The sequence below is a fragment of the Corynebacterium sp. HMSC14H10 genome, from assembly GCF_001807105.1.
Lineage (GTDB): Bacteria > Actinomycetota > Actinomycetes > Mycobacteriales > Mycobacteriaceae > Corynebacterium > Corynebacterium jeikeium_D.
Genome location: NZ_KV787427.1, coordinates 1 through 21,591, shown reverse-complemented (window position 1 = coordinate 21,591; position 21,591 = coordinate 1). Strand labels below are relative to the sequence as shown.

17 protein-coding genes are annotated in these 21,591 nt (G+C 59.1%); all 17 read left to right on the top strand.

What is annotated here, in order from left to right:
* Positions 1 to 647 precede the first annotated feature (647 nt).
* Positions 648 to 1,079, top strand: coding sequence for a division/cell wall cluster transcriptional repressor MraZ (gene mraZ, locus HMPREF3135_RS06825; protein ID WP_005510286.1), 432 nt, complete (start codon positions 648 to 650; stop codon positions 1,077 to 1,079).
* Between the two features lie 261 nt (positions 1,080 to 1,340).
* The gene (gene rsmH, locus HMPREF3135_RS06820) at positions 1,341 to 2,381 is read left to right on the top strand and encodes a 16S rRNA (cytosine(1402)-N(4))-methyltransferase RsmH (RefSeq protein WP_049170260.1); all 1,041 of its coding nucleotides are present in this window, start codon (positions 1,341 to 1,343) and stop codon (positions 2,379 to 2,381) included.
* A 64-nt stretch (positions 2,382 to 2,445) separates the two neighbouring features.
* Entirely contained in the window at positions 2,446 to 3,261 is an 816-nt protein-coding gene (locus tag HMPREF3135_RS06815; protein ID WP_049190478.1) for a cell division protein FtsL, read from the top strand.
* Between the two features lie 341 nt (positions 3,262 to 3,602).
* Positions 3,603 to 5,513, top strand: a complete 1,911-nt coding sequence (locus HMPREF3135_RS06810) for a peptidoglycan D,D-transpeptidase FtsI family protein (protein WP_049190475.1) — start codon at positions 3,603 to 3,605, stop codon at positions 5,511 to 5,513.
* Positions 5,514 to 5,651: 138 nt separating this feature from the next.
* A complete protein-coding gene (locus tag HMPREF3135_RS06805; protein ID WP_049190471.1) occupies positions 5,652 to 7,226 on the top strand; it encodes a UDP-N-acetylmuramoyl-L-alanyl-D-glutamate--2,6-diaminopimelate ligase in 1,575 nt (524 codons plus the stop codon).
* A gap of 132 nt (positions 7,227 to 7,358) precedes the next feature.
* Positions 7,359 to 8,885 (top strand): UDP-N-acetylmuramoyl-tripeptide--D-alanyl-D-alanine ligase, encoded by a 1,527-nt coding sequence (gene murF, locus HMPREF3135_RS06800; RefSeq protein WP_049192948.1) that lies wholly within the window; start codon positions 7,359 to 7,361, stop codon positions 8,883 to 8,885.
* Positions 8,886 to 9,992 carry a phospho-N-acetylmuramoyl-pentapeptide-transferase gene (gene mraY / locus HMPREF3135_RS06795; RefSeq protein ID WP_016423002.1) on the top strand — a complete coding sequence of 369 codons (1,107 nt, stop codon included), beginning with the start codon at positions 8,886 to 8,888 and terminating at the stop codon, positions 9,990 to 9,992.
* A complete protein-coding gene (murD, locus tag HMPREF3135_RS06790) occupies positions 9,989 to 11,467 on the top strand; it encodes a UDP-N-acetylmuramoyl-L-alanine--D-glutamate ligase (RefSeq protein ID WP_070438846.1) in 1,479 nt (492 codons plus the stop codon). Before mraY ends, murD begins: the two co-directional genes overlap by 4 nt.
* A complete protein-coding gene (gene ftsW / locus HMPREF3135_RS06785; RefSeq protein WP_070438843.1) occupies positions 11,460 to 13,268 on the top strand; it encodes a putative lipid II flippase FtsW in 1,809 nt (602 codons plus the stop codon). The genes murD and ftsW overlap by 8 nt, the downstream gene beginning before the upstream one ends.
* A gap of 4 nt (positions 13,269 to 13,272) precedes the next feature.
* Positions 13,273 to 14,445 (top strand): undecaprenyldiphospho-muramoylpentapeptide beta-N-acetylglucosaminyltransferase, encoded by a 1,173-nt coding sequence (gene murG, locus HMPREF3135_RS06780; RefSeq protein ID WP_016422999.1) that lies wholly within the window; start codon positions 13,273 to 13,275, stop codon positions 14,443 to 14,445.
* Between the two features lie 13 nt (positions 14,446 to 14,458).
* On the top strand, positions 14,459 to 15,952 hold the full coding sequence (gene murC / locus HMPREF3135_RS06775) for a UDP-N-acetylmuramate--L-alanine ligase (protein WP_049170265.1): 1,494 nt from the start codon (positions 14,459 to 14,461) through the stop codon (positions 15,950 to 15,952).
* A gap of 4 nt (positions 15,953 to 15,956) precedes the next feature.
* Positions 15,957 to 16,733: a cell division protein FtsQ/DivIB gene (locus tag HMPREF3135_RS06770; protein ID WP_049170266.1), complete on the top strand. Its 777-nt coding sequence runs from the start codon at positions 15,957 to 15,959 to the stop codon at positions 16,731 to 16,733.
* 268 nt (positions 16,734 to 17,001) lie between these two features.
* Complete coding sequence (ftsZ, locus tag HMPREF3135_RS06765; protein WP_016422996.1) at positions 17,002 to 18,309, top strand: cell division protein FtsZ; 1,308 nt, start codon at positions 17,002 to 17,004, stop codon at positions 18,307 to 18,309.
* 6 nt (positions 18,310 to 18,315) lie between these two features.
* Positions 18,316 to 19,038 (top strand): peptidoglycan editing factor PgeF, encoded by a 723-nt coding sequence (gene pgeF / locus HMPREF3135_RS06760; protein ID WP_016422995.1) that lies wholly within the window; start codon positions 18,316 to 18,318, stop codon positions 19,036 to 19,038.
* Positions 19,039 to 19,160: 122 nt separating this feature from the next.
* On the top strand, positions 19,161 to 19,682 hold the full coding sequence (sepF, locus tag HMPREF3135_RS06755; RefSeq protein ID WP_048731168.1) for a cell division protein SepF: 522 nt from the start codon (positions 19,161 to 19,163) through the stop codon (positions 19,680 to 19,682).
* A 63-nt stretch (positions 19,683 to 19,745) separates the two neighbouring features.
* Positions 19,746 to 20,045 (top strand): YggT family protein, encoded by a 300-nt coding sequence (locus HMPREF3135_RS06750; RefSeq protein ID WP_070438840.1) that lies wholly within the window; start codon positions 19,746 to 19,748, stop codon positions 20,043 to 20,045.
* A 398-nt stretch (positions 20,046 to 20,443) separates the two neighbouring features.
* The gene (locus HMPREF3135_RS06745; protein WP_049170271.1) at positions 20,444 to 21,457 is read left to right on the top strand and encodes a DivIVA domain-containing protein; all 1,014 of its coding nucleotides are present in this window, start codon (positions 20,444 to 20,446) and stop codon (positions 21,455 to 21,457) included.
* The last annotated feature ends 134 nt before the right edge of the window (positions 21,458 to 21,591 follow it).

The window sequence follows — 21,591 nt, the reverse complement described above, 5'->3', positions numbered from 1 at the left end:
CGGACACACTTTTTGTCACTTAACCCACAAGATCTCACCCACTTTGCCCCACCCCGAGTCCCCACTTTTCCCCACTTAGCTATTGGGATGGAGGAATTCTTATCTGCGGTCGTTGTTGGTATCTCCGAAAGTTTGGCTCTGGCGACACAAAATTGCAGGTCAACGCGCTAATTCTGGCGATCAGGTTCAATCTGGATAGTTTCTAGCAGGTAGGTGGTGGGTAGTGGGGCGTAAACTGCTTTCTGTTAACAATGTGGTTGGTGTGGCGTCGTTGTCGGCGTGGTCGCGGGTGGGTGCCCCACTTTTTATTCGCACTTTAATTGTCGAGAGGATTCTTTAAAATCCCAGGTCAATTGGGTTAAAATGGATGTCCTGGCGGTGGGGTTGCGCTGATGCTGTGACTATTTTTCTCCTTCTTGTGTTGATAGTGGCAGATAGTGGGGTAAAGTGGGGCGTGATGTTGATTGAGGTTGGTCAACATTGCAGAAGTGAATATCCGATTTGCGCTTAAGGTTTGGCGAGATTTTGGCACTGCGGTAAAGCGCAGCCCTCTGGCTCTGCTTGAAGGCAACGCCTAAATCCCTGAATTCGGTAAGCGTTTGTGCGTTGACATTGAGGTTGACACGGGGATAGGAGGCCAGTGACGCATGTTTCTGGGCACCTATACGCCGAAGCTTGATGACAAAGGGCGCCTGACGTTGCCGGCGAAGTTCCGCGAGGATCTCGCAGGTGGCCTGATGGTCACTAAGGGACAGGATCATTCTCTGGCGGTGTATCCGAAAGAGGAGTTCGTCAAATTAGCTCAGCGGGCTACTAAGGCCTCTCGTACGAATGCCAAGGCGCGAGCTTTCATCCGAAATCTTGCGGCGAGCACCGATGAGCAGCGGCCCGATGGTTCGGGGCGAATCACGTTATCGATGGATCACCGTCGGTACGCGAATCTCTCCAAGGAGTGCGTGGTTATCGGCTCTATTGACTTTCTGGAGATCTGGGACAAAGAGTCCTGGGAGGCCTACCAGGCGGAGCATGAAGCTGATTTCTCCGAAGGTGAGGATGACTCGCTGTTCGGCGTTTTATAAACCGCATGGAATAACCGAAAAGAGGGAATGTCCGCATGGACTCTGCCTGATAGCCCCTGGTGTACTTCCCCGATACCAGGTTCTGTCAGGCGGGGCCCTGTGAACATCCCCGCTTTTTGTTTTAAGCACCGATAGCAGCATTCCCAGTAGTGCTCATGAGGTGCGGTCTGGTTGCTGGCGCGGCACTCGTCGTTAAGCAAACCGGGAATACACTCGATAGATTCTCTGACCAGTGCAAACATACCCGGTGAGGAGGGGGAAATGAACGGATCGGCACCTGCGGATGATCGCAAGTCCGGCGAGTTTGGTCATGTCCCCGTTTTGCTTCATCGAGTAACTGATTTGTTGCGCCCGGGCATCGAGGCACTGGGTGACGACGCAGTAGTTGTCGACGGCACTCTTGGTGCCGGTGGGCACACGGAATATCTGCTGGAGCAGTTCCCGAATCTCTGCGTCATTGGACTCGATCGCGATGACAATGCACTGCGAGGGGCAGAAGAGCGTCTCGCGCGCTTCGGTGATCGCTTTGTAGCCTTCCGTGTGCGTTTCGATTCGCTCGCCGAGGTGCTCAGTGGTGAGATTCCTGCAGCCGCTGGTGGAAGTGGCGCGGAGGATATTCTCGCCCGCGCCGCTGAGAAGGGCATTGCAGGTGCGCTTTTCGATCTCGGTGTTTCCTCGATGCAGCTTGACCAGGTCAATCGTGGATTCGCCTACCGAGTCGACGCCCCGCTGGACATGCGCATGGATGCAAGCCAGGGGATTACCGCAGCGGATGTGCTCAATACCTATTCGCACGGTGATATCGCGCGCATCCTATCGACCTACGGCGACGAGCGCTTCGCCGGCAAGATCGCCTCGGCAATCCTGCGTGAGCGGGAGAAGGAACCGTTTACGACCTCCGGCCGTCTGGTTGAGCTGCTCTACGAAACCATTCCGGCGGCATCTCGCCGCAAGGGCGGACACCCGGCCAAGCGTACGTTTCAGGCTCTTCGTATCGAGGTAAATCGTGAGCTTGAAGCTCTGGAAAATGTACTGCCACAGGTCTGCGATGCACTCGCAGTCGATGGGCGTGCAGTGTTCATGAGCTACCAGAGCCTGGAAGACCGCATCGTCAAGAAGGACTTTGCGGAGCGCGTGAAGTCGACAACCCCACCGGGGCTCCCGATGGAGCTTCCGGGGCATGAACCGCACTTTGCTCTCATCACGAGAGGTGCGGAAAAGGCGTCGGCAAGCGAGATCGAAGACAACCCCCGAGCCGCACCGGTGAGAGTTCGCTGTATCGAGCGAATTCGAGCCGATTGACCCAAACCTTTCAACCGCACCAAACGCACCCTTCACAATCTAAGTACTGGGAGAACTTTCGAGCATGGCAACGACAATCACGGAGCACGCCCCCACCCGGCGCACCTCCCGCGGCGCATCTGCAACCGTCGCCGGTGCCAAGACGAAGACTCGTCAGCGCGGCCGCAGCGCCCGCACGAAACAGGATCTTTATCAGCGCAGGCGGTTTGGGCGCACAGGTTCTCAGCAGGTCATCTCGGTGCGTGGGCGTCGCGTTACGACGTCCTCGAGGGATAACCACAAGTTTGCCGGTGCGGCCGTGATGATTATTCTCGTCGTTGCCGGAATCGTGGCGGCGATGTGGCTGTCGGGTATTTCGACCTCGACATCCTTGCAGCTGGATGCTGCGCAGACCAAGGAAAAGGAGCTGCGTAACCAGCTGGAGGTGCTCGAGCGGGATGTTGCTTACATGAAGTCAACCGGTGCTATCGCGCAGCGTGCTGTGGAAGAGGGCATGGTCAATCCGGAGCAGCCTGCCGTTTTGACGACTGATCCGGAAGGCAAGGTCGTGGAAGTGCGACCGGGCGATGAGAAGCAGCAGAAGATTATCGACCTCAACAGTGAGTCGCCGAATGTTCCGCATGCGCCGTCGTCGAACCCGAAGGACACCGAGAATGTTCCGGGGATGCAGGCACCGGCCATTGAGGAAGCGCACCCACGTCCGAACGGGTTGCCGGCAACCGCTCCGTATGCGCCGCAGAACCATGAGCCCGCACCAGCACCTGCGCCGGCTCCGGCACCCGCGCCTGAGGCTGAAGCGCCAGCGCCAGCCCCAGAAGCGCCAGTCGCGGCGCCGGAAGCACCGGAAGCTCCGGCACCCGAGCCAGCTCCAGCACCGTAGGAACTTAGAAAACAAACTGGGCCAAACTGGCCAACTGTCCGATATTCTGGCGGTTCCACTGTTTCTGGTCAGTCGACTGTAGACTAATTAATTCAGTACTCGCGATGGCAGGGAATACCGCCTAACGTTATCGCGCGCGGGAGAATCGACTTAGTAGAAAGCACTAGCGCATGATTCGATCTGAAGACGACTACCCCAACCGTGGAGGGGGGTATGACTTCGGCGAACGTGCTTACCGAATTACATCCCGTGAGCGCAGAGGCCAAAGTCGCGTTCGGGATGGTCAGCGCAGCCGGGGGCTCGATGCTAAAACCAACCGAAGCGTGCCCCCGCGCGAAAAAATGCGCATTAGTAATAAGGACTTCATCCGACGTCGCAACTGGCTGCAGTTTATAGGCGCTATCGCAGTTGTAGTGCTGGTCTCCCGTTTGGCTTGGGTGCAGCTCGTCGCAGGTCCTGACCTGTCGGCGGCGGCGCAGAATCAGCGCACGGTGGAAGTTGTTGATGCAGCTCGGCGCGGTGCGATTCTCGATCGTAACGGAGCTCAGCTTGCCTTCACTATGGAGGCACGCAGTATTACCGTTCACCCGAACACTTTGCGCAAGTGGATTGGGGACGCCCATAAGCAGCGCCCGGATGATGTCGCTACCTACGATGAACGCCTCGAGCAGATCGCCAAGGATTTGCCGAAGCTACTCGACGTGGCCGACATCGACGCGGAGAAGTCGGGAAGCAGTCGCCGTCGTCAAGCGGAACCCGAAACCGAGGAGAACTCGGTGATGAGCGCGCCGTCCCGGGTGAGCTCGAAGGACATTCTGGAGAAGCTGCGCAATGAGGACAGCACCTATGAGGTGCTCGTGCGTAATGTCGACCCGGACAAGGCCGCTGCCATCGTGGAAAAGTATCCGGAACTGGTGGCGGAGCGTCAGGATATTCGCCAGTACCCGAATGGGGCGACGGCGGCTAACGTCATCGGCAAGATTGGCATGGATGGCGTCGGCCAGTTCGGCTTTGAAGCCTCTCGTGATGCCACTTTGCAGGGTATTAACGGTGGCAAGACCATTGATATCGCCTCTAACGGTGTGGCAATCCCGGGATCCACGCGCGATGTCCACGCAGCTGTGGACGGTACGACTTACGAGCTGACCCTGGACCTCGACATGCAGTACTTTGTCCAGCAGCAGGTCAACCAGGCGAAGGCCAACTCGGGAGCGAAGGATGCGTCGGCAGTCGTGCTCGACGCGAAGACCGGCGAAGTGCTTGCAATGGCGCAGGCGGACACGGCTAACCCGAATAAGGATATGGGGGCCGAGCTCGAAGAGGGGCGCACTATCGGAAACTCCGCTGTATCGAACCCATTTGAGCCGGGCTCTGTAGCAAAGATTATTACCGCAGCGGCCGCTATCGAAGACGGCAAGACCACACCGGATGAGGTTCTGCAGGTTCCGGGCACGATTGATATGGCGGGTGTCACCGTGCGCGATGCATGGGAGCACGGCACGGAAGCTTTCACGACGACCGGTGTATTCGGCAAGTCCTCCAATGTCGGCACCCTAATGCTGGCAGAGCGTTTGGGTCAGGACCGCTTCGCTGAGATGCTGCATCTCTTCGGGCTGGGGCAGTCCACGGGTATCGAGTTGCCCAGTGAATCTTCCGGCTTGGTGCCGCAGCGTCCGCAGTGGTCCGGCGGTACATTTGCGAACCTGCCCATTGGTCAGGGTATGGCCATGACACTGCTGCAGATGACAGGAGTTTTCCAGGCAATCGCCAACGATGGCGAGCGCATCCCGCCGCGTATGATTCGTTCGACAATTTCCCCGGACGGCACGAAGACGGCAACAGAGCGCCCGGAAACAGTGCGTGTGGTTAGCCCGGAGACCGCCCAAACTGTGCGCGCCATGTTTGAAGGCGTTATGCAGTCTGATCCCACGGGGCAGCAGTCGGGTACCGCTGCCGGAAATAGTATTGAGGGGTATTCGCTCACAGGCAAGACAGGTACGGCGCAGAAGGTTGACCCCGACACCGGCGCGTACTCGAATTCCAAGTACTACATCACGTTTGCAGGCATCGCGCCTGCCGACGATCCCCGTTTTGTCATTGGCATCATGCTTGACGAACCCCAGCGTGGTGTTCATGGTGACGGCGGTCAGTCAGCAGCCCCACTGTTTAAGGACATCGCCGCTTGGGCGCTTAACCGCTACAACGTACCGCCGTCGCCACCCCGCGAAGGCAAGTTGTTGCTGCAGCCGTAACGAGGTCACCACCACAATGAAGTTACCGCGACAGCACTAATACACAGACTTTTATTACTTTGGTTTCTGCAAAGTGAATCTCTTGAATTTTTCCAATTTGTTGTACACCAACGACTGACTTGAAAGAGGGAACAGCCAATGACCGCCACCCTTGCGAAATTGTGTAACCTCGCGCATGGCCGACTTGACGGCATTACCGAATCCGCGGCGGCAGGAGCGGATATCGCCGCGATCGAACTCAACGCTGCCGAAGTGCCTGAAGGCGGAATGTTTGCTGCCGTCCCAGGTACTCGCACGCATGGTGCGCGCTACGCGCAGCAGTCGGCTGCTACAGCGATCCTGACTGATGAGGAAGGTCTGAAAATCCTGCGGGAAGCAGGGGAGACTCGCCCAGTCCTGGTTGTCGACGATGTCCGGGCCGTCATGGGGCACGTTGCTGCAGAAATCTACGATCATCCCTCGGATTCACTGACCATCATTGGGGTTACCGGCACCTCTGGCAAGACCACCACGACCTACATGCTGGAGGGCGCGCTGCTGGCAGCTGGATGCTCGACAGGCATCATTGGTACTACCGGCACGCGCATCAATGGTCGTGCCGTTCCGTCGAGCCTGACTACCCCAGAGGCTCCAGCCCTCCAGCGCCTGTTCCACCAGATGCTCTCCGAGGGTGTGACGCACGTTGTCATGGAGGTTTCTTCCCACGCACTGTCGTTGGGACGTGTAGACGGAGTCAGTTTCGACGTCGGCTGTTTCCTCAACCTCTCGCAGGATCACCTGGACTTCCACAAGACCTTGGAAGAGTATTTCCAAGCCAAGGCCAAGCTCTTTGATCCTGAAGGTCCGACACATGCACCGAAGGCTGTCGTGTGCATCGACGACGACTGGGGTGTCCGCATGGCAGATATCGCTGCCGGCGACCCGGATGTCCAAGTCACCACTGTCCATACTCAGCATCGCGTAACCGACAAGACGCCAGCTGCCGAGGTCTTTGCAGAATGGCACGCCGCTGCAGCCACTGTCGCCACTAACGGTGTCCAGCATGTGGAGCTAACGCGAAACAACACTGACACAGTTGAGGTGGAAGTTCCTCTGCCGGGTGCTTTCAACGTTGCCAATGCCGCAGTCGCATGGGCTGTGCTCGATGCGATTGGGCATGCCAATGACGCGGCCAAGAGCGGCCTGGCGCAGGTGCGTGTGCCAGGCCGCATGGAGCGCATCGACCGCGGACAGGACTTCCTGGCTGTGGTGGACTATGCCCACAAGCCAGCCGCAGTAGCTGAGGTGTTGGCCACATTGCGCGCACAGACCGAAGGTCGCGTGCTGGTTGTCGTCGGCGCCGGTGGCGACCGCGATAGTGCCAAGCGTCCAATTATGGGAGCTGAGGCTGCATGCGGTGCCGATGTCGTCATCATCACCGATGACAACCCACGCTCCGAGGTGCCCTCTGAAATCCGTGCGGCCGTGGTCGCCGGTGCGAAGGAAGCCGTTGCCAGCGGCAAGGCCAGTTCTGACACGGTTGTTGAGGAAATCGGCGATCGCGGCCAGGCAATTCGCCGTGTCGTCGAGCTCGCCCACAGCGGTGACAGCATCGTGGTGGCTGGCAAGGGACACGAAACCGGCCAGGATATCGGTGGCGTGATTCACCCGTTCGATGACCGTGAACAGCTGGCCGAAGCACTCACACAGCGACTGGAGGGATCCGCTGATTGAGATTGCTGAAATCGCTGAGGAAGCGCACCACCTGACATGCCTACCGCGAACCATTCGCGGTAAGCGAATAAAATCAAGAAATCATCCTTTACTAGGCGCCTGGAACTCTAACCAACAAGGACTATAGACATCATGATTGCCCTGACCGCCGCGGAAATCGCTCACATCGTGGGAGGTGAACTCGTCCACGTCGATGATGACGCCACAGTGACTCAGCCCGCAGAATTCGATTCCCGAAAAATTCGCGAAGGCTCGCTCTTCCTCGCCCTGCCGGGCGCGCGTGTCGACGGCCACGACTTCATCGATCAGGCTGTGGCCGCTGGAGCGACGATGGCACTGGCGGCACGAGATGTTGGGCAACCTGCGGTCGTCGTCAAGCCCCTTGGTAAGCAGGACTCCAATGCCGACGCATTTGCACACGATCCGGATGGTTCCGGGGCGGCGGTGCTGGAAGCGCTTGGTAAGTTGGCGCGTTACGTCGTCGACGAGCTGAAGAAGGATCAGCTGCATGTTGTCGGTGTCACGGGTTCGGCGGGAAAGACGTCGACGAAGGACATGATGGCGACGCTGCTGCGTACCGACGGTCCGACGGTGGCGCCGAAGGGGTCGTTTAATAACGAAATTGGGCATCCGTACACGGTGCTGCAGTGCACTCCGGAGACGAAGTACCTGGTTGCGGAGATGAGCGCACGCGGAATTGGGCATGTGGCCCACCTGGCGCGCATCGCGCCACCGACGATCGGTGCGGTGCTCAATGTTGGCACGGCGCACCTTGGTGAGTTTGGCTCGCGCGAGGCAATCGCGCAGGCTAAGGGCGAGCTCGTGGAAGCGCTGCCGGCTGCGGAGCAGGGCGGTGTGGCCGTACTCAATGCCGACGATGACTACGTCACTGGCATGGCTCCGCGTACCCAGGCGAAGGTGGTGTTCTTCTCTGCCGATGAGAACTCCGAACGCCACGCAACCGCGGATTACCGCGCCACGAATGTGCAGCTCGATGATTTTGCTCGTGCATCTTTTGACCTGCATGTACCGGATGGGCGTACATTCCCGATCCAACTGCAGGTCTATGGTGCGCACCAAGTGGCCAATGCCCTGGCGGCGATTGCGGTGGCAGTGGAGTCCGGTATTGATGCTGAGCAGGTCACAAAGGCGATGGCCGCGCATGTGGCAGCGTCAGAGCGGCGCATGGATGTCCAGCAGCTCACTGGCAATATCGTCGTAATTAACGACTCCTATAATGCCAACCCTGATTCGATGCGTGCGGGGATTGACGCTCTGGCACGTACAGCAGCTAGCCCAACGCACCAGGACGCCTCATCGTGGGCCGTGCTGGGACAGATGGGTGAGCTTGGTGATTCCGCTGAAGATGAGCACTCGTCGCTTGGCGAGTACCTTGTGGGCCGCGGCATCGATCGACTAATTGCAGTCGGAGAGAGTTCTAATGTGCATGCCCTGGCCGACAAAGCGGAAGAGTTGGGGTTAAATACTTCTAGGGTGCCGGATACATCCACTGCCGCGGATTTGGTGGCGGCCGAGGTGCGTCCGGACGATGTGGTGTTAGTCAAGGCCTCCTATGCGGACGGTATGTGGCGGGTCGCGGACTCGCTGGCTGCCAAGGTTGGGACTACGCCCGAAGGTGAAAGCGGAGAGGAAAAGTAAGTGATTCAACTTATTCTCAGTGGTGCGATTGCATTCCTGGTGAGTGTCTTTTTAACACCAGTGCTTATTCGCAAATTCTCTGCTGAAGGTCTTGGCCAGGAGATTCGTGAAGAAGGGCCGAAGAGCCACCTGCGCAAGCGGGGAACTCCGACTATGGGCGGCATCGCCATCATCGCCGCAATCGTCGCTGGCTATTTCCTCTCACACCTCGTTACGTATATCCAGACTGGCGTGGGGCCGTCCGCCTCCGGTCTGTTGGTGATGTTCCTTGTTCTGGCGATGGGCGCATTGGGTTTTGCCGATGACTTCATCAAACTCTACAAAGGACGCAACCTGGGGCTGAACAAGACAGCGAAGCTGGTTGGGCAGCTGGCGGCAGCACTGATTTTCGGCGTGCTGCTGCTGCAGTTCCCGGATGCGTCTGGCTTGACTCCCGGTTCGACGAGCTTGTCGCTGATTCGAGATATTCCGTTCCTGAATCTGGCACCGGGGCCTGTGTGGTTCGGCATGATTGTCTTCCTGGTATTTGTCTTCATCGTCATTGCCGCATGGACGAATGCCGTCAATCTCACTGATGGCCTTGACGGCCTGGCCGCTGGCGCCACCGCGCTGCTACTGGCCACCTACACGCTGATTTCCTTCTGGCAGTTCCGTAACTCTTGCGAGGCTTCGCTGGGCAGCGGTTGCTACAACGTCCGCGATCCACTGGATATCGCCGTTATTTCCGTCGCGGGTCTGGGCGCCTGTTTGGGCTTCCTGTGGTGGAATGCAGCGCCGGCAAAGATCTTCATGGGAGATACCGGTTCGCTGGCTCTTGGCGGTTTGGTAGCGGGTCTGTCATTTGTCACCAAGACTGAGCTGCTGATGGTTATCATTGGCTTCATCTTCGTGATGGAAGTTGCTTCCGTGGCAATCCAGATCGCGGTTTTCCAAACGACTGGCAAGCGCGTATTCCGCATGGCTCCTCTCCATCACCACTTCGAAAACGGAGGTTGGGCGGAGACAACTGTTGTCGTTCGCTTCTGGCTACTCGCAGGCATTTTCAACATGATTGGCGCAGCCATCTTCTACAGTGACTGGCTCTCTCAGGTAGGCGTATTTCAATGATTAACTCACCAGACCCGACCAACCTCACCGATATCCGAAATCTCGACTTAGTCGCTACGGTGCGCTCTGGTCGAGTTCTGGTGGCAGGAGCCGGGGTTTCCGGTCGCGGTGCCATTGCGATGCTTAAGGACATCGGCTGTCCGGAAGTTGTCGTCGTGGACGACTCCGCGCTCGGCGCACTGGTTGCCGCTGACTTTTCGGTTCGGCATGTCACGACCGCAGACGCTCGCGACGAGCTTGCCGACGCGGTTGCGATCGTGACCTCCCCGGGGTGGCGTCCGACCAGTCCGCTGTTCGGCGCCGCCGCTGAGGCCGGTGTCCCGGTATTCGGTGATGTGGCGCTGGCTTTCGCCTGCGACTGTGCCCAGCTGTGGGGTCCGAAACGGACCTGGTTGGTAGTCACCGGCACTAACGGCAAGACCACAACCACCTCCATGCTGGCCGCCATGCTCGGGGAGCAGGGCGCAGCTGTGGGCAACATTGGTGTGGCTCTGTACGACGCACTGACTGCTGAGCCTCGTATCGAGGTGTTGGCCGCAGAGCTGTCCAGCTTCCAGCTGCACTGGGCTCCAAACATTCGCCCAGATGCGGGAGTACTGCTGAACCTGGCGGAAGACCACATCGACTGGCACGGTTCTTACGAAAACTACGGTCTGGACAAGACCCGTGCGCTGCGCGGTACTGTCGCAATCTACGGTGCGGATGACGCAGATGTCGTCGAGCACGTGGAAAAGATGCTGAAAAACGACGAGCTCGGCAACTCCGTCGTGGGCTTTACCGATGGTCCCCCGGAGGCACACCAGGTCGGAGTTCGCGACGGCATGATTGTCGACCGCGCTTTTGGCGGCGGCGATGCCGCAGCTGACGACTCTGGTCCGGGCATTGTCATCGCACCGGTAGCGGGAATTTCTCCTCCCGGCCGGGCAGGTGTTCTCGACGCGGTGGCCGCCACTGCGATGGCGCGCAGTATCGGTACCTCACCGGAGCAAATTGCAGCGGCATTGGAGACTTTCGAAGTTCGGGCACACCGCGGTCAGATTGTCCATAAGGCAAATGATGTCGTGTGGATTGATGACTCCAAGGCCACCAACCCCCACGCTGCCGACGCTGCACTGTCCGGTCATGAGCGTGTCGTTTGGATCGTCGGTGGTCAGCTCAAGGGCGCGGAAATCTCGCCGCTAGTGGCGAAGCATGCTCACCGCCTGCAGGCCGCCGTGGTTCTGGGCGTCGATAGGCAACTAGTCAGCGATGCGCTCTCCCGCATCGCACCTGCTGTGCCGGTCGTTGTCATTGATGACACCGACAAGGTCGATGCCATGGCAAAGGTCTGTATGGCAGCTAGTGAATATGCCAACCCTGGGGATGTGGTGCTGTTGGCACCAGCTGCCGCCAGCTTGGACATGTACTCCGGAATGGCTGAACGTGGCGACTTGTTCGCGCAATGGGCGCAGAAGGTGACGTCAACTGATGGATAACTCCCGCAAGGCTCGTAATTTAAGCGCTAGTGCCGCGACGGCACAAAAGGGGACGAAGGCTACCAGTTCACAGCGGCCCTCGTCGTCTAGCTCTAGTGCTCGAGAGCGGCCGGCGTGGGTGGAGCGTTTTAACGACTGGAAGTCGCGTCCGCTGTTCGACTACCACCTACTGATGATTATCGTCGCGCTGCTGACGTCAATCGGACTGGTGATGGTGCTGTCGGCATCCATGGCCAGCGCGGGTAATGACTCGGGCAGCGTGTGGTCGGTGTTCATCCGTCAGCTGGTCATGGTGGTGGCGGGTCTCATCTCCATGTGGATCGTGCTGCGAATGCGGGTGGAATTGATTCGCTCGCTATCGACAGCAGCGCTGATTTTGTCCTTTGTGCTGCTGGTTTTGGTGATTATCCCTGGTATCGGCATCGGCCTGGAGGAAACCGGTGCGCGTTCGTGGCTGAGTATTGGTGGTATCACCATGCAGCCGTCAGAAATCGCGAAGATCGCGCTGGCACTGTGGGGTTCGAAGCTGCTGGCTGAAAAGGTCCGCACTGCTGTGTCCTATACCGATTTGTTCGGGCTGTTCGGTGCGGTCAGCTTCGTGGTATTGGCACTGGTGATGCTGCAGCGTGACCTCGGCATGGTTGCTTCCATGGCGTTCGTCGTGGTGGCGTTGGCGTGGTTCGCTGGCCTGCCGCGCGTATTCATCACCGGGCTGCTTGCCGCTGCGGCTTTCGCCCTGGTGATTTTTACCGTCACCGCGGGTTTCCGTTCGGCGCGAATCAGGGTCTACTTGGACTCGCTGCTTGGTAACTTCAACGACGTGCAGGGCGATGCCTACCAGTCCTACCAAGGCTTTCTTTCGCTTGCCGACGGCTCTCTCACCGGTGTCGGTCTCGGTCAGTCGAGCGCGAAGTGGGGATACCTACCGGAGGCGAAGAATGACTTTATTTTCGCCATTATCGGTGAGGAGACTGGTTTCCTCGGCGCGCTGATGGTTATTTTGCTCTACGCAGCGCTCGGCTGGGTGGGACTTCGTATCGCCGGTCGTCAGAACGATCCGTTTCTCCGTCTGCTCGCGGGCACGATTACTGCTGCAACCGTGGTGCAGGCTTTCATCAACATCGGCTACGTCGTTGGTGCGTTGCCAGTGACTGGTCTGCAGCTGCCGCTGATTTCCGCCGGTGGTACATCGGCGATGGTGACGTTGTTCTCGATGGGTCTGCTGGCCACATGTGCCCGCCACGAATCGGAGGCAGTCTCTGCAATGCAGACTTCGGGACGTCCGGGGCTGGACAGGTTCCTGGGTATTCCGGAACCAATCCCGTATGACGAATCGCGTCGCCACGCGCCGAAGGTGCGTGCCCATCGCGATCCGCAACGCTTCGGTCCTCCCGTGGTGACCAGTGGAGCGCGTACTCCACGCGGCGAGGGGGCGCAGGTGCGGGAAACCTACAGTGGCCGAGCTGACCGACCCAATCGGCCCGGCCGTAGTGGAGGCAGCCGCAGTGGTCGAGGTGCCGCCCCGCAGCGTGGCTCCCGAACCTCCGGCAGCTCCGGAAACTCGGGCAGCGTTCGTGGCCGCGAAGTGGATTATTCCCCTCGCAGTGACAACGGACGGACGCGGGGATTTACAGCGAGGTCGCCGCGGGCTGGACGGTCACAGGGCTCCTGGTCGTCGTCAAGCTCAGGCCGGGGCAGTAGGATTCGGGGCGAAGGTCGTGGCGGACAGTCGCGTTCGCGCCAGCGCCCGGGCCGAAACAATAGGAACGGCGGTTCAGCACCGCGGAGGAGGAATCGATAACACCATGGCAGACAAGAATCTGGGCGCAGCCGCTGGGGCGAAAGGCGCTTCGGAGTCTGAGCAGTTTCTCAAGGAAGATGGCTCTGCTCCGACCATTGTGGTGGCCGGCGGTGGTACGGCTGGCCATATCGAACCTGCACTGGCAGTAGCGGATGCGATTTTGAAACTGCAGCCGGATGCCCGCGTCATTGCACTCGGTACGAATCGGGGGTTGGAGTCAACCCTCGTACCGGCGCGAGGCTATGACCTAGAGCTGATTCCGCCAGTGCCGGTGCCGCGCAAGCCGACTGCGGATTTGTTCAAGCTGCCTCTCAACGTCGCTCGTGCGGTGCGTGAGACCCGCAAGGTTTTCAAGCGCATTGACGCTGATGCGGTCATCGGCTTTGGTGGCTACGTATCGGCACCGGCCTACATGGCGTGCCGTGCGGGGAAGAAGATTCCGTTCCTGGTTCACGAGGCCAACGCCCGTGCGGGCCTGGCCAATAAGCTCGGTGTCGCACTCGGGGGCGTCGGTTTGGCTGCCGTGACTGGCTCTGGCCTGAAGGCCGAGGTTGTTGGCAATCCCGTGCGTGCCAGTCTCGCGGCGTTGGACCGCGACGCCAAGCGTGCCGAAGCCCGCGAGTTCTTCGGTTTACCGCAGGAGGGTCCGGTGCTCTTTGTCACCGGTGGTTCGCAGGGGGCACGTTCCATCAACGAAGCTGTTACCGGTGCAGCCGCAGAGCTCGCCAACGCCGGTGTATCTGTACTGCATGCCTACGGCAAGAAGAATCACGTCGAGGTCGAGGCTATCCGCGAGGACGCCCCCTATGTCGCTGTGCCGTACATCGACCGGATGGATCTGGCGTACTCCGCCGCCGACCTGATTTTGTGCCGTTCCGGTGCGATGACGGTGGCTGAAGTCTCAGCTGTCGGCTTGCCTGCGGTGTACGTTCCGCTGCCACACGGAAATGGGGAACAGGCGCTCAACGCCACCGATGTCATCGATGCTGGTGGCGGTATTCTCATCGCCGACGAGTCGCTGACTGCGGCATCAGTTTCGGATATCGTGATTCCGCTGGTCACGTCCCCAGAAAAGCTTGCCGACGGGCGCCGCGCCCTGGCCAACATTGGACATGGTAACGCTGCGGAGAACATCGCCCGTCGGGTGCTGTCTGCGGCTGTGAACTCTAAGAAGTAAAGCGAGCATAAACATGAACGTTAATTTCGATGACTTTCAGCCGGTAACGGGAGAGCTGCCCGCAAGTGTCCACATGATTGGCATTGGCGGTGCCGGTATGTCCGGTATCGCTCGCATCCTGTTGGCGCGTGGCATTCGTGTTACCGGTTCCGATGTCAAGGAGTCCCGCGCGGTGGTGGGACTACGTGCGATGGGAGCCACCATCGCCATTGGGCATGACCGTGCGAATCTCGAGCTTGCTGGCGAGGGAGAGCTGCCGGACGCAGTGGTCATTTCCTTCGCTGCTATCCCGAAGACGAATCCGGAGCTGGCCGGTGCACATGAGCTGGACATTCCGGTGCTCAAACGCTCCGATGTGTTAGCGCTGTTGATGCAGGACTCCAAGGCTCTCCTGATCGCCGGTACTCACGGCAAAACCTCGACTACATCGATGACCGTCGCCGCTTTGCAGGCAGCTGGTTTGGATCCGTCTTTTGCCGTTGGCGGTCTGATGAGCAAGGCCGGTGTCAATGCTCACCAGGGCAGTGGCGATGTCTTTGTTGCTGAGGCCGATGAGTCGGATGCCTCGTTGTTGACCTACCAGCCGGAAGTGGCCGTAATTACCAACATCGAGCCCGATCACCTTGACTTTTTCGGTGACGACGAGACCTACTACGCCGTCTTTGACGCTTTTGCAGAGCGCATTAAGGATGGCGGTCATCTGGTCATCTGTGCTGAGGATCCGCATGCGGCCGCATTGGGCGAGCGCGCGGTGGAGCGCGGCATTAACGTGCTGGCTTATGGTGGGGAAGAAGCCTTGGCTCAACACCCGACGCTGCCGGTCGGTGCCGTTTTGCACGGCTGGACTCCGGTCGGTGGTGGTGCCCGCGTGGAGGCCACTGTTGGCTCGACATCGGTGAGGTTTGAACTTCATCAGCCCGGCCGTCACATGGCGCTCAACGCGCTGGCTGCAATGGTCGGTGGCGACTGCGTCGGGGCAGATTTGGGGCGTATGGCGCGCGGTCTCGGTGAATTCACCGGTGTCCGTCGCCGCTTTGACTACCACGGCAGTATCGGCGAGGGCCCATTTGTTGGCGCTCGTATCTACGACGACTACGCGCATCACCCGACCGAGGTCTCCGCAGTTCTGGGCGCAGCTCGGGAGTTGGTCACCGAGGCCGGTCGTGGCAAGGTCATCGCTGTGTTCCAGCCTCACTTGTACTCGCGTACTCGCAACTTTGCCGAAGAGTTCGCTGCCGCCCTGTCTCTGGCGGACAAGGCCGTATTGCTCGATGTCTTCGGCGCCCGCGAGGAGCCACTGCCGGGCGTCGACGGCGCGCTCATTGCCAACAAAATGACCATCCCTGTGACGTATGAGCCGCATTTCACCAGCGTCCCGGCTCGCGTTCGCGAAATCGCCGAACCGCACGATGTCATTCTGACCATCGGCGCTGGCTCTGTGACGATGCTTGCCGACGAAATCGTGCGCGAGCTCAGCGGAGACAACGACGAACAGGTGGAGTCGTAGCACTGTGAAAACCAGCCGAAAGCAATCTCAGCAGACCGACGGTGCAGGCCGGGGCACAACAGCGTCGCGGCGTCGGCGTTCAGCGCGCGCCCCGCGACGCGGCTGGCTCATCGGCGGTGGCCTGGTCGCGATTATCGCCATCGTTGCAGCGGTGGTGTGGTTTTCGCCGTGGCTGGTTGTGAAAAACATCGATGTTGAGGGCGTCGTCCACGGGGATAAAGACGCGATTGTCGAGGCCAGTGGTATCTCCGAGAATCAAAAGCTCATTCGCTTGGACACGGATGCCTCAGCGCGCTCCGTGGCGGGGCAGCCGTGGGTCGATAGCGTGACGGTCAGTCGTTCGTGGCCGCAGGGCGTGACTATTTCGGTACGGGAATTCACCCCGGTGGTGTTTGTCCGTGCCACTGACGGAGAGCATCTGTTTTCCGCAAATGGTCAGGAGTTCGTCACGGCAGCCCCGCCGGCGGGTGTCATCGAGGTTGTTGATGCACCTCGCGTGGATGAGCCAACAGACGGCAAAGTTGACCCCGAACCGCGCGTTATCAAGGCGGTTTTGAACGTCGTCAAGGCGTTGCCAGAGCCCGTTGCACACCGTGTGGAGCGGATTAGCGCTCCTTCCGAGGCAGAAATCAAGCTATTTCTGACCGATGGATACGAGGTGTACTTCGGGTCCTCGGATAATGCGGCAGAAAAGGCACGCGCGACGGAGATTGTGCTGAACCGTGGCGAGAAGATTTGGAATGTCTCCAACCCCCGACTACCCGCTGCTAAGGGAGAGTAGAGAATGGTGGTGTCTGGAGTGATTTCTGTGGCTAAACACTATCCCTCAAGTGCAGGTTTAAGGTAGCGACACGCGCTAAAAGGTCGCTGAATTATTTGCAGTTTTCGACCACAATGGGGTCAACAGCTTTTCGGCCATGATGCACTTCTTCCGTGCGGTGTCATGGAGAGCTGTACTGCCCGGCGGTGCCAATGCTGTCGTGCGGCCCATGTGCAACGTGGCTAGATGAAATTATTTAGGACCTATAGGAAAGGGCGAGAAACGCGCAATGACCTCCCCGAATAACTACCTCGCCGTTATCAAAGTCGTCGGTGTCGGCGGCGGTGGCGTCAATGCTGTCAACCGCATGATCGAGGAGGGGCTGAAGGGTGTCGAATTTATCGCAGTCAACACCGACTCGCAGGCCCTGATGTTCTCCGACGCTGATGTCAAGCTCGACATTGGGCGTGAGGCAACTCGTGGTCTGGGAGCTGGCGCTAACCCCGAGGTTGGCCGCACTTCCGCGGAAGACCACAAGGACGAGATTGAAGAGACCCTCAAGGGCGCCGACATGGTCTTCGTTACCGCAGGTGAGGGCGGTGGAACCGGTACCGGTGCAGCTCCGGTTGTCGCGAGCATCGCCAAGAAGTCCGGTGCCCTGACCGTCGGCGTGGTAACCAAGCCGTTCGACTTCGAGGGCAAGCGCCGTGCACGCCAGGCCGCTGAGGGCATTGAAACCCTCAAGGAGGTCTGTGACACCCTTATCACCATTCCGAACCAGCGTCTGCTGCAGATTGGTGAGCAGGATCTGTCCATGATGGACGCGTTCCGCTTTGCCGACGAGATTCTTTACAACGGTGTCCAGGGTATTACTGACCTGATTACCATTCCGGGCATGATTAACGTCGACTTCGCCGACGTCCGCTCGGTAATGGCTGAGGCTGGCTCGGCTCTGATGGGCGTTGGCTCCGCACGCGGCGACGACCGTGTGATGAATGCCGCGACTCAGGCCATTAACTCCCCGCTGCTGGAGTCCACCATGGATGGTGCACAGGGTGTGCTTATTTCCGTCGCCGGTGGCTCCGATCTCGGCCTGATGGAGGTCAACGCCGCCGCGTCCATCGTGGAGGAAAAGGCTGATCCGGATGCCAACATCATCTTCGGTACCATTATCGACGACAACCTCGGTGACGAAGTTCGCGTCACTGTGATTGCTACCGGTTTTGAGCAGGGTAACGGCAACCCGCTGGACAAGCCAGCCGCAGGTGCCGCTGCACGTCCGGCTGCACAGGATGCCGAGGCGCGTCCGGCCGCTGAGCAGGCACCGCGACAGGGCAGCGCACTGCCGGGCGGTGACAACCTCGGCGCTCCGGCCCCGCGTGTGGAGGAAGAGCGCCCGGTCGCACAGCCGCGCGAGCGTGAGGATCGCGACCGCTTTGTCCCGCGCACCAACCCGAACAGCGGTGGTCTGTTCACCGATAACCCGACACCGCGTACGCAGGAAAACCGCAACTACCGTGGTGCTCACCGCGATGACCGCGACGACCGTCGTGGCGGCTACCAGGCTTCCAGTGACCTGCCGGAGTGGGGCTTCTAAGAAATCATGACTGAATCCCGCCGCAGCCGAAAAATTCTGACGAATCGGCGCGGCGGGTTTTCGCTGCCACCATATGATTCCTTCAATCTTGGAGATCATGTCGGCGATGACCCGTCCGCAGTCGAACGCAACCGCCAGCGCTTGGCCGATTCTCTGGGAATCGACCGTGCCCGCTTCGTCTACATGGAGCAGCTTCACACCAACACGGTCACCGTCGTCAACGAACCACAAACTGAGCCTGTCTCGGCTACCGACGCCATCGTCACGACCACGCCGGGTCTCGCGCTGGTAGTGCTCGTTGCCGATTGCGTTCCCGTCTTGCTTTCCGACGATTATGCGGGTGTCGCCGCTGCGGTACACGCAGGGCGGACCGGTGCCCGCAACGGAATCGTTCGTAAATCTGTCGAGAAGATGATTGAGCTCGGTGCCACGCCCGAGAATATCCATGCGCTTCTCGGTGCGGCGGCTTCTGGCCACAATTACGAGGTGCCTGAGTCGATGGCCGATGACGTCGATAAGCATTTGCCCGGAGCGAAGATGCGAACGAAGCAGGGGACTGCCGGTGTCGACGTGCGCGCCGGCCTGATGCGTCAGCTCTATGACCTCGGTGTACGGCATGTCAATGTCGAGCCCAGCTGCACTATTGAAAATGAGCAGTACTTTTCCTACCGGCGGGAGGGGAAGACTGGCCGTCAGGCGGGCATCGTAATCCTGCCTGAGCAGGGCTAAGTTTCAAAGTTGTAATTTTGGCGCGCCAAATTTGCGCGTGTCTATGCGATATTGCCAACCCAGCCGGTAGGTTGTGGGTAGCACAGACTTAAATTCGCACACTAAGAAGGACGTAGCAGAAGATGGCTGATTTCTTCCGTGGGGTTTCAAATTTTTTCGGTCTTACCCCGACTGATGACGCGGCTTACGACGAGCACTACGACGAGTTTGACCGCCGTGACGAGGAGCGTTTTGATGACTCCTATGCCGACTCGCGTCGTGCGGAGCGCCACCGCTACGAGCTGCGCGAAGAGGCTCCACGTGAGACTGCAAGTGTGAACTCCCGCGAGGAGGACTACCGCTACGGCAACCTGCACTCCGTTGCTGAGACCAAGGAACCGGAGCAGGTCTTCATCAAGCCGGAAAGTGGTTTCCAGGACAAGTACTCCAAGGCTCCGGACATCGGTTCGCACTTCCGCGACGGTGACATTGTCACCTTCGATCTGAGTGAGCTTGACCCATCTGAGGCTAAGCGCTACGTCGACTTCGTTGCTGGACTGGTTTTCGGTCTGCGCGGTCGAATCAAGGCTGACGGCTCCGTGTTCACCCTGTACCCGCATGGCTGCGATGTCAACGAGGGCCAGTTCGACCGGATGTCCGGCTAGTCAGCCGGCTCGCATGGCTTGTTAGTGTTTCGTATTTCGATTAATTAGCTAGACTGTTTATTCGTGTCTTCACTACTGCTAGTTCTGCTAATCCTGCTGAAGCTTTTCACCTATCTGCTGTTGGCTCGCATTGTGATTGAAATGATTCAGTCATTTTCTCGCTCTTGGCGACCAGGCAGGGTGTTTTCGTCGATTGGCGAAGTTGTTTTTGTCATTACCGACCCGCCGGTGAAGCTGTTGCGCCGACTCATCCCGCCTATGCCGATGGGCAACGTGATGGTGGACATGTCTGTGCTTGTTTTGTTCTTCACCCTTATGATTCTGCGAATGGTGCTGCAGGTAGCTCTCGGCGCGGTGGCGTAAATATCGCTAACTGTTTGCTTGGGATCCACAATGTGGATTTCGGTGGAGCTGTGTTGTTTTGACTGTCCCGAATGCGATGTTCTCGGGCATTGAATTGCCGCCGGGGGTGTTAATCGGGGGCAACAATAGGAACCCGTTGGGGAATGTAATCCCCAATGGGTTTTTATTGTGTCGGGGGTAAAGTTCTGTGGCTAAAGGTGCAGGGTAAGGGCGAGGTTTAACGTTTTACTAGAACTTTGCCATTGGTTAGAACGTGGGGGATAGAGTCCTGCCCAAAATAAATGGGGTGAGGACTGTGACTAGAGCAGGTAGGATTGGCCGGGTAAACAGTACTACTGGAAATAATTCTCTTAAGATTTCTTAAGAACTGTCCGCTCAAAGTGTTAGGGGAACTCACCATGCCGTTGACTCCGGCTGATGTGCATAATGTGGCTTTCAGCAAGCCTCCGATTGGCAAGCGTGGTTACAACGAGGACGAGGTCGATCAGTTCCTCGACCTCGTAGAGGACGCACTGGGTGAGCTCCAGGATGAAAACGCTGAGCTGCGCCAGCGGGTTGAGGACCTTGAGGGTCAGCTAGAGCAGGGTGGCGGCGCAGACTACGCTGCTTCCGGTGCTGCCGCTGCGGCGCCGGCTGTCGATGAGGACAAGCTGCGCAAGGAAATTGAGCAGGAGCTGCGCGCTGAGTACAACGAGCGCCTGAGCGCTCAGCAGCAGGAGATTGAGGCTCACTACCAGGATCGTCTGGATGCTCTTGAGAAGCGTGCTTCTGAGGCAGAGGCTTCTGCACAGCAGGCTTCCTCCGCAGCTGCGGAGCAGCCGCAGGCAGTTGCAGCAAGCACCGGCACCGAGTCGCAGGAAGTTAGCCTCCGCGCTGCTCGTATCCTGCAGGCTGCTCAGGACACCGCTGATCGCGTCACCACTGACGCCGACGCTGAGGCCAACAAGCTTGTCACCGAGGCTCGTGAAAACGCTGACCGCACCGTGGCAGAGGCCAATGAAGAGGCCGAGCGCACTATCACCAACGCTCGCAATGAGGCAGAAGCAACTTTGGCTGATGCCAAGAAGCGCAGTGAGCAGCTGTTGGCTGATGCCCGTAACGAGTCTGAGTCGACCCTCACTGACGCTCGCCAGCGCAGCGAGCAGATGATCAGCGACGCAGACGCTCGCTCTAACGCCACCATCACCGCAGCGCAGCAGAAGGCAACCGCGCTGCAGGACGATGCAGAGCGCAAGCACCACGAGATCATGACCACCGTCAAGGAGCAGCAGACCGCTCTGGAGGGGCGCATCGAGGAGCTGCACATCTTCGAGCGCGAGTACCGCACTCGCCTGAAGACCTTCCTGGAGTCCCAGCTCGACGACCTGAACTCTCGCGAGTCGGCTGCCCCGGCCGACGGCTACAACAACTAATTACGTAGCCAACACGTAGAAAACCACCACGCTCGGCTCCCCAGGGAGGGGAGGCAGAGCGCGGTGGTTTTTGCTATCTTTCCCTGCGAACCAATCGCATTCTTGGGTTAAGTAAAGAAAAGTGTGTCTTTTCC

What these genes read in the sequence shown, in the direction of transcription:
- mraZ (WP_005510286.1), top strand. Translation starts at nt 648, where the DNA reads ATGTTTCTGGGCACCTATACGCCGAAGCTTGATGACAAAGGGCGCCTG.
- rsmH (WP_049170260.1), top strand. Translation starts at nt 1,341, where the DNA reads ATGAACGGATCGGCACCTGCGGATGATCGCAAGTCCGGCGAGTTTGGT.
- HMPREF3135_RS06815 (WP_049190478.1), top strand. Translation starts at nt 2,446, where the DNA reads ATGGCAACGACAATCACGGAGCACGCCCCCACCCGGCGCACCTCCCGC.
- HMPREF3135_RS06810 (WP_049190475.1), top strand. Translation starts at nt 3,603, where the DNA reads ATGCGCATTAGTAATAAGGACTTCATCCGACGTCGCAACTGGCTGCAG.
- HMPREF3135_RS06805 (WP_049190471.1), top strand. Translation starts at nt 5,652, where the DNA reads ATGACCGCCACCCTTGCGAAATTGTGTAACCTCGCGCATGGCCGACTT.
- murF (WP_049192948.1), top strand. Translation starts at nt 7,359, where the DNA reads ATGATTGCCCTGACCGCCGCGGAAATCGCTCACATCGTGGGAGGTGAA.
- murD (WP_070438846.1), top strand. Translation starts at nt 9,989, where the DNA reads ATGATTAACTCACCAGACCCGACCAACCTCACCGATATCCGAAATCTC.
- ftsW (WP_070438843.1), top strand. Translation starts at nt 11,460, where the DNA reads ATGGATAACTCCCGCAAGGCTCGTAATTTAAGCGCTAGTGCCGCGACG.
- murG (WP_016422999.1), top strand. Translation starts at nt 13,273, where the DNA reads ATGGCAGACAAGAATCTGGGCGCAGCCGCTGGGGCGAAAGGCGCTTCG.
- murC (WP_049170265.1), top strand. Translation starts at nt 14,459, where the DNA reads ATGAACGTTAATTTCGATGACTTTCAGCCGGTAACGGGAGAGCTGCCC.
- ftsZ (WP_016422996.1), top strand. Translation starts at nt 17,002, where the DNA reads ATGACCTCCCCGAATAACTACCTCGCCGTTATCAAAGTCGTCGGTGTC.
- pgeF (WP_016422995.1), top strand. Translation starts at nt 18,316, where the DNA reads ATGACTGAATCCCGCCGCAGCCGAAAAATTCTGACGAATCGGCGCGGC.
- sepF (WP_048731168.1), top strand. Translation starts at nt 19,161, where the DNA reads ATGGCTGATTTCTTCCGTGGGGTTTCAAATTTTTTCGGTCTTACCCCG.
- HMPREF3135_RS06745 (WP_049170271.1), top strand. Translation starts at nt 20,444, where the DNA reads ATGCCGTTGACTCCGGCTGATGTGCATAATGTGGCTTTCAGCAAGCCT.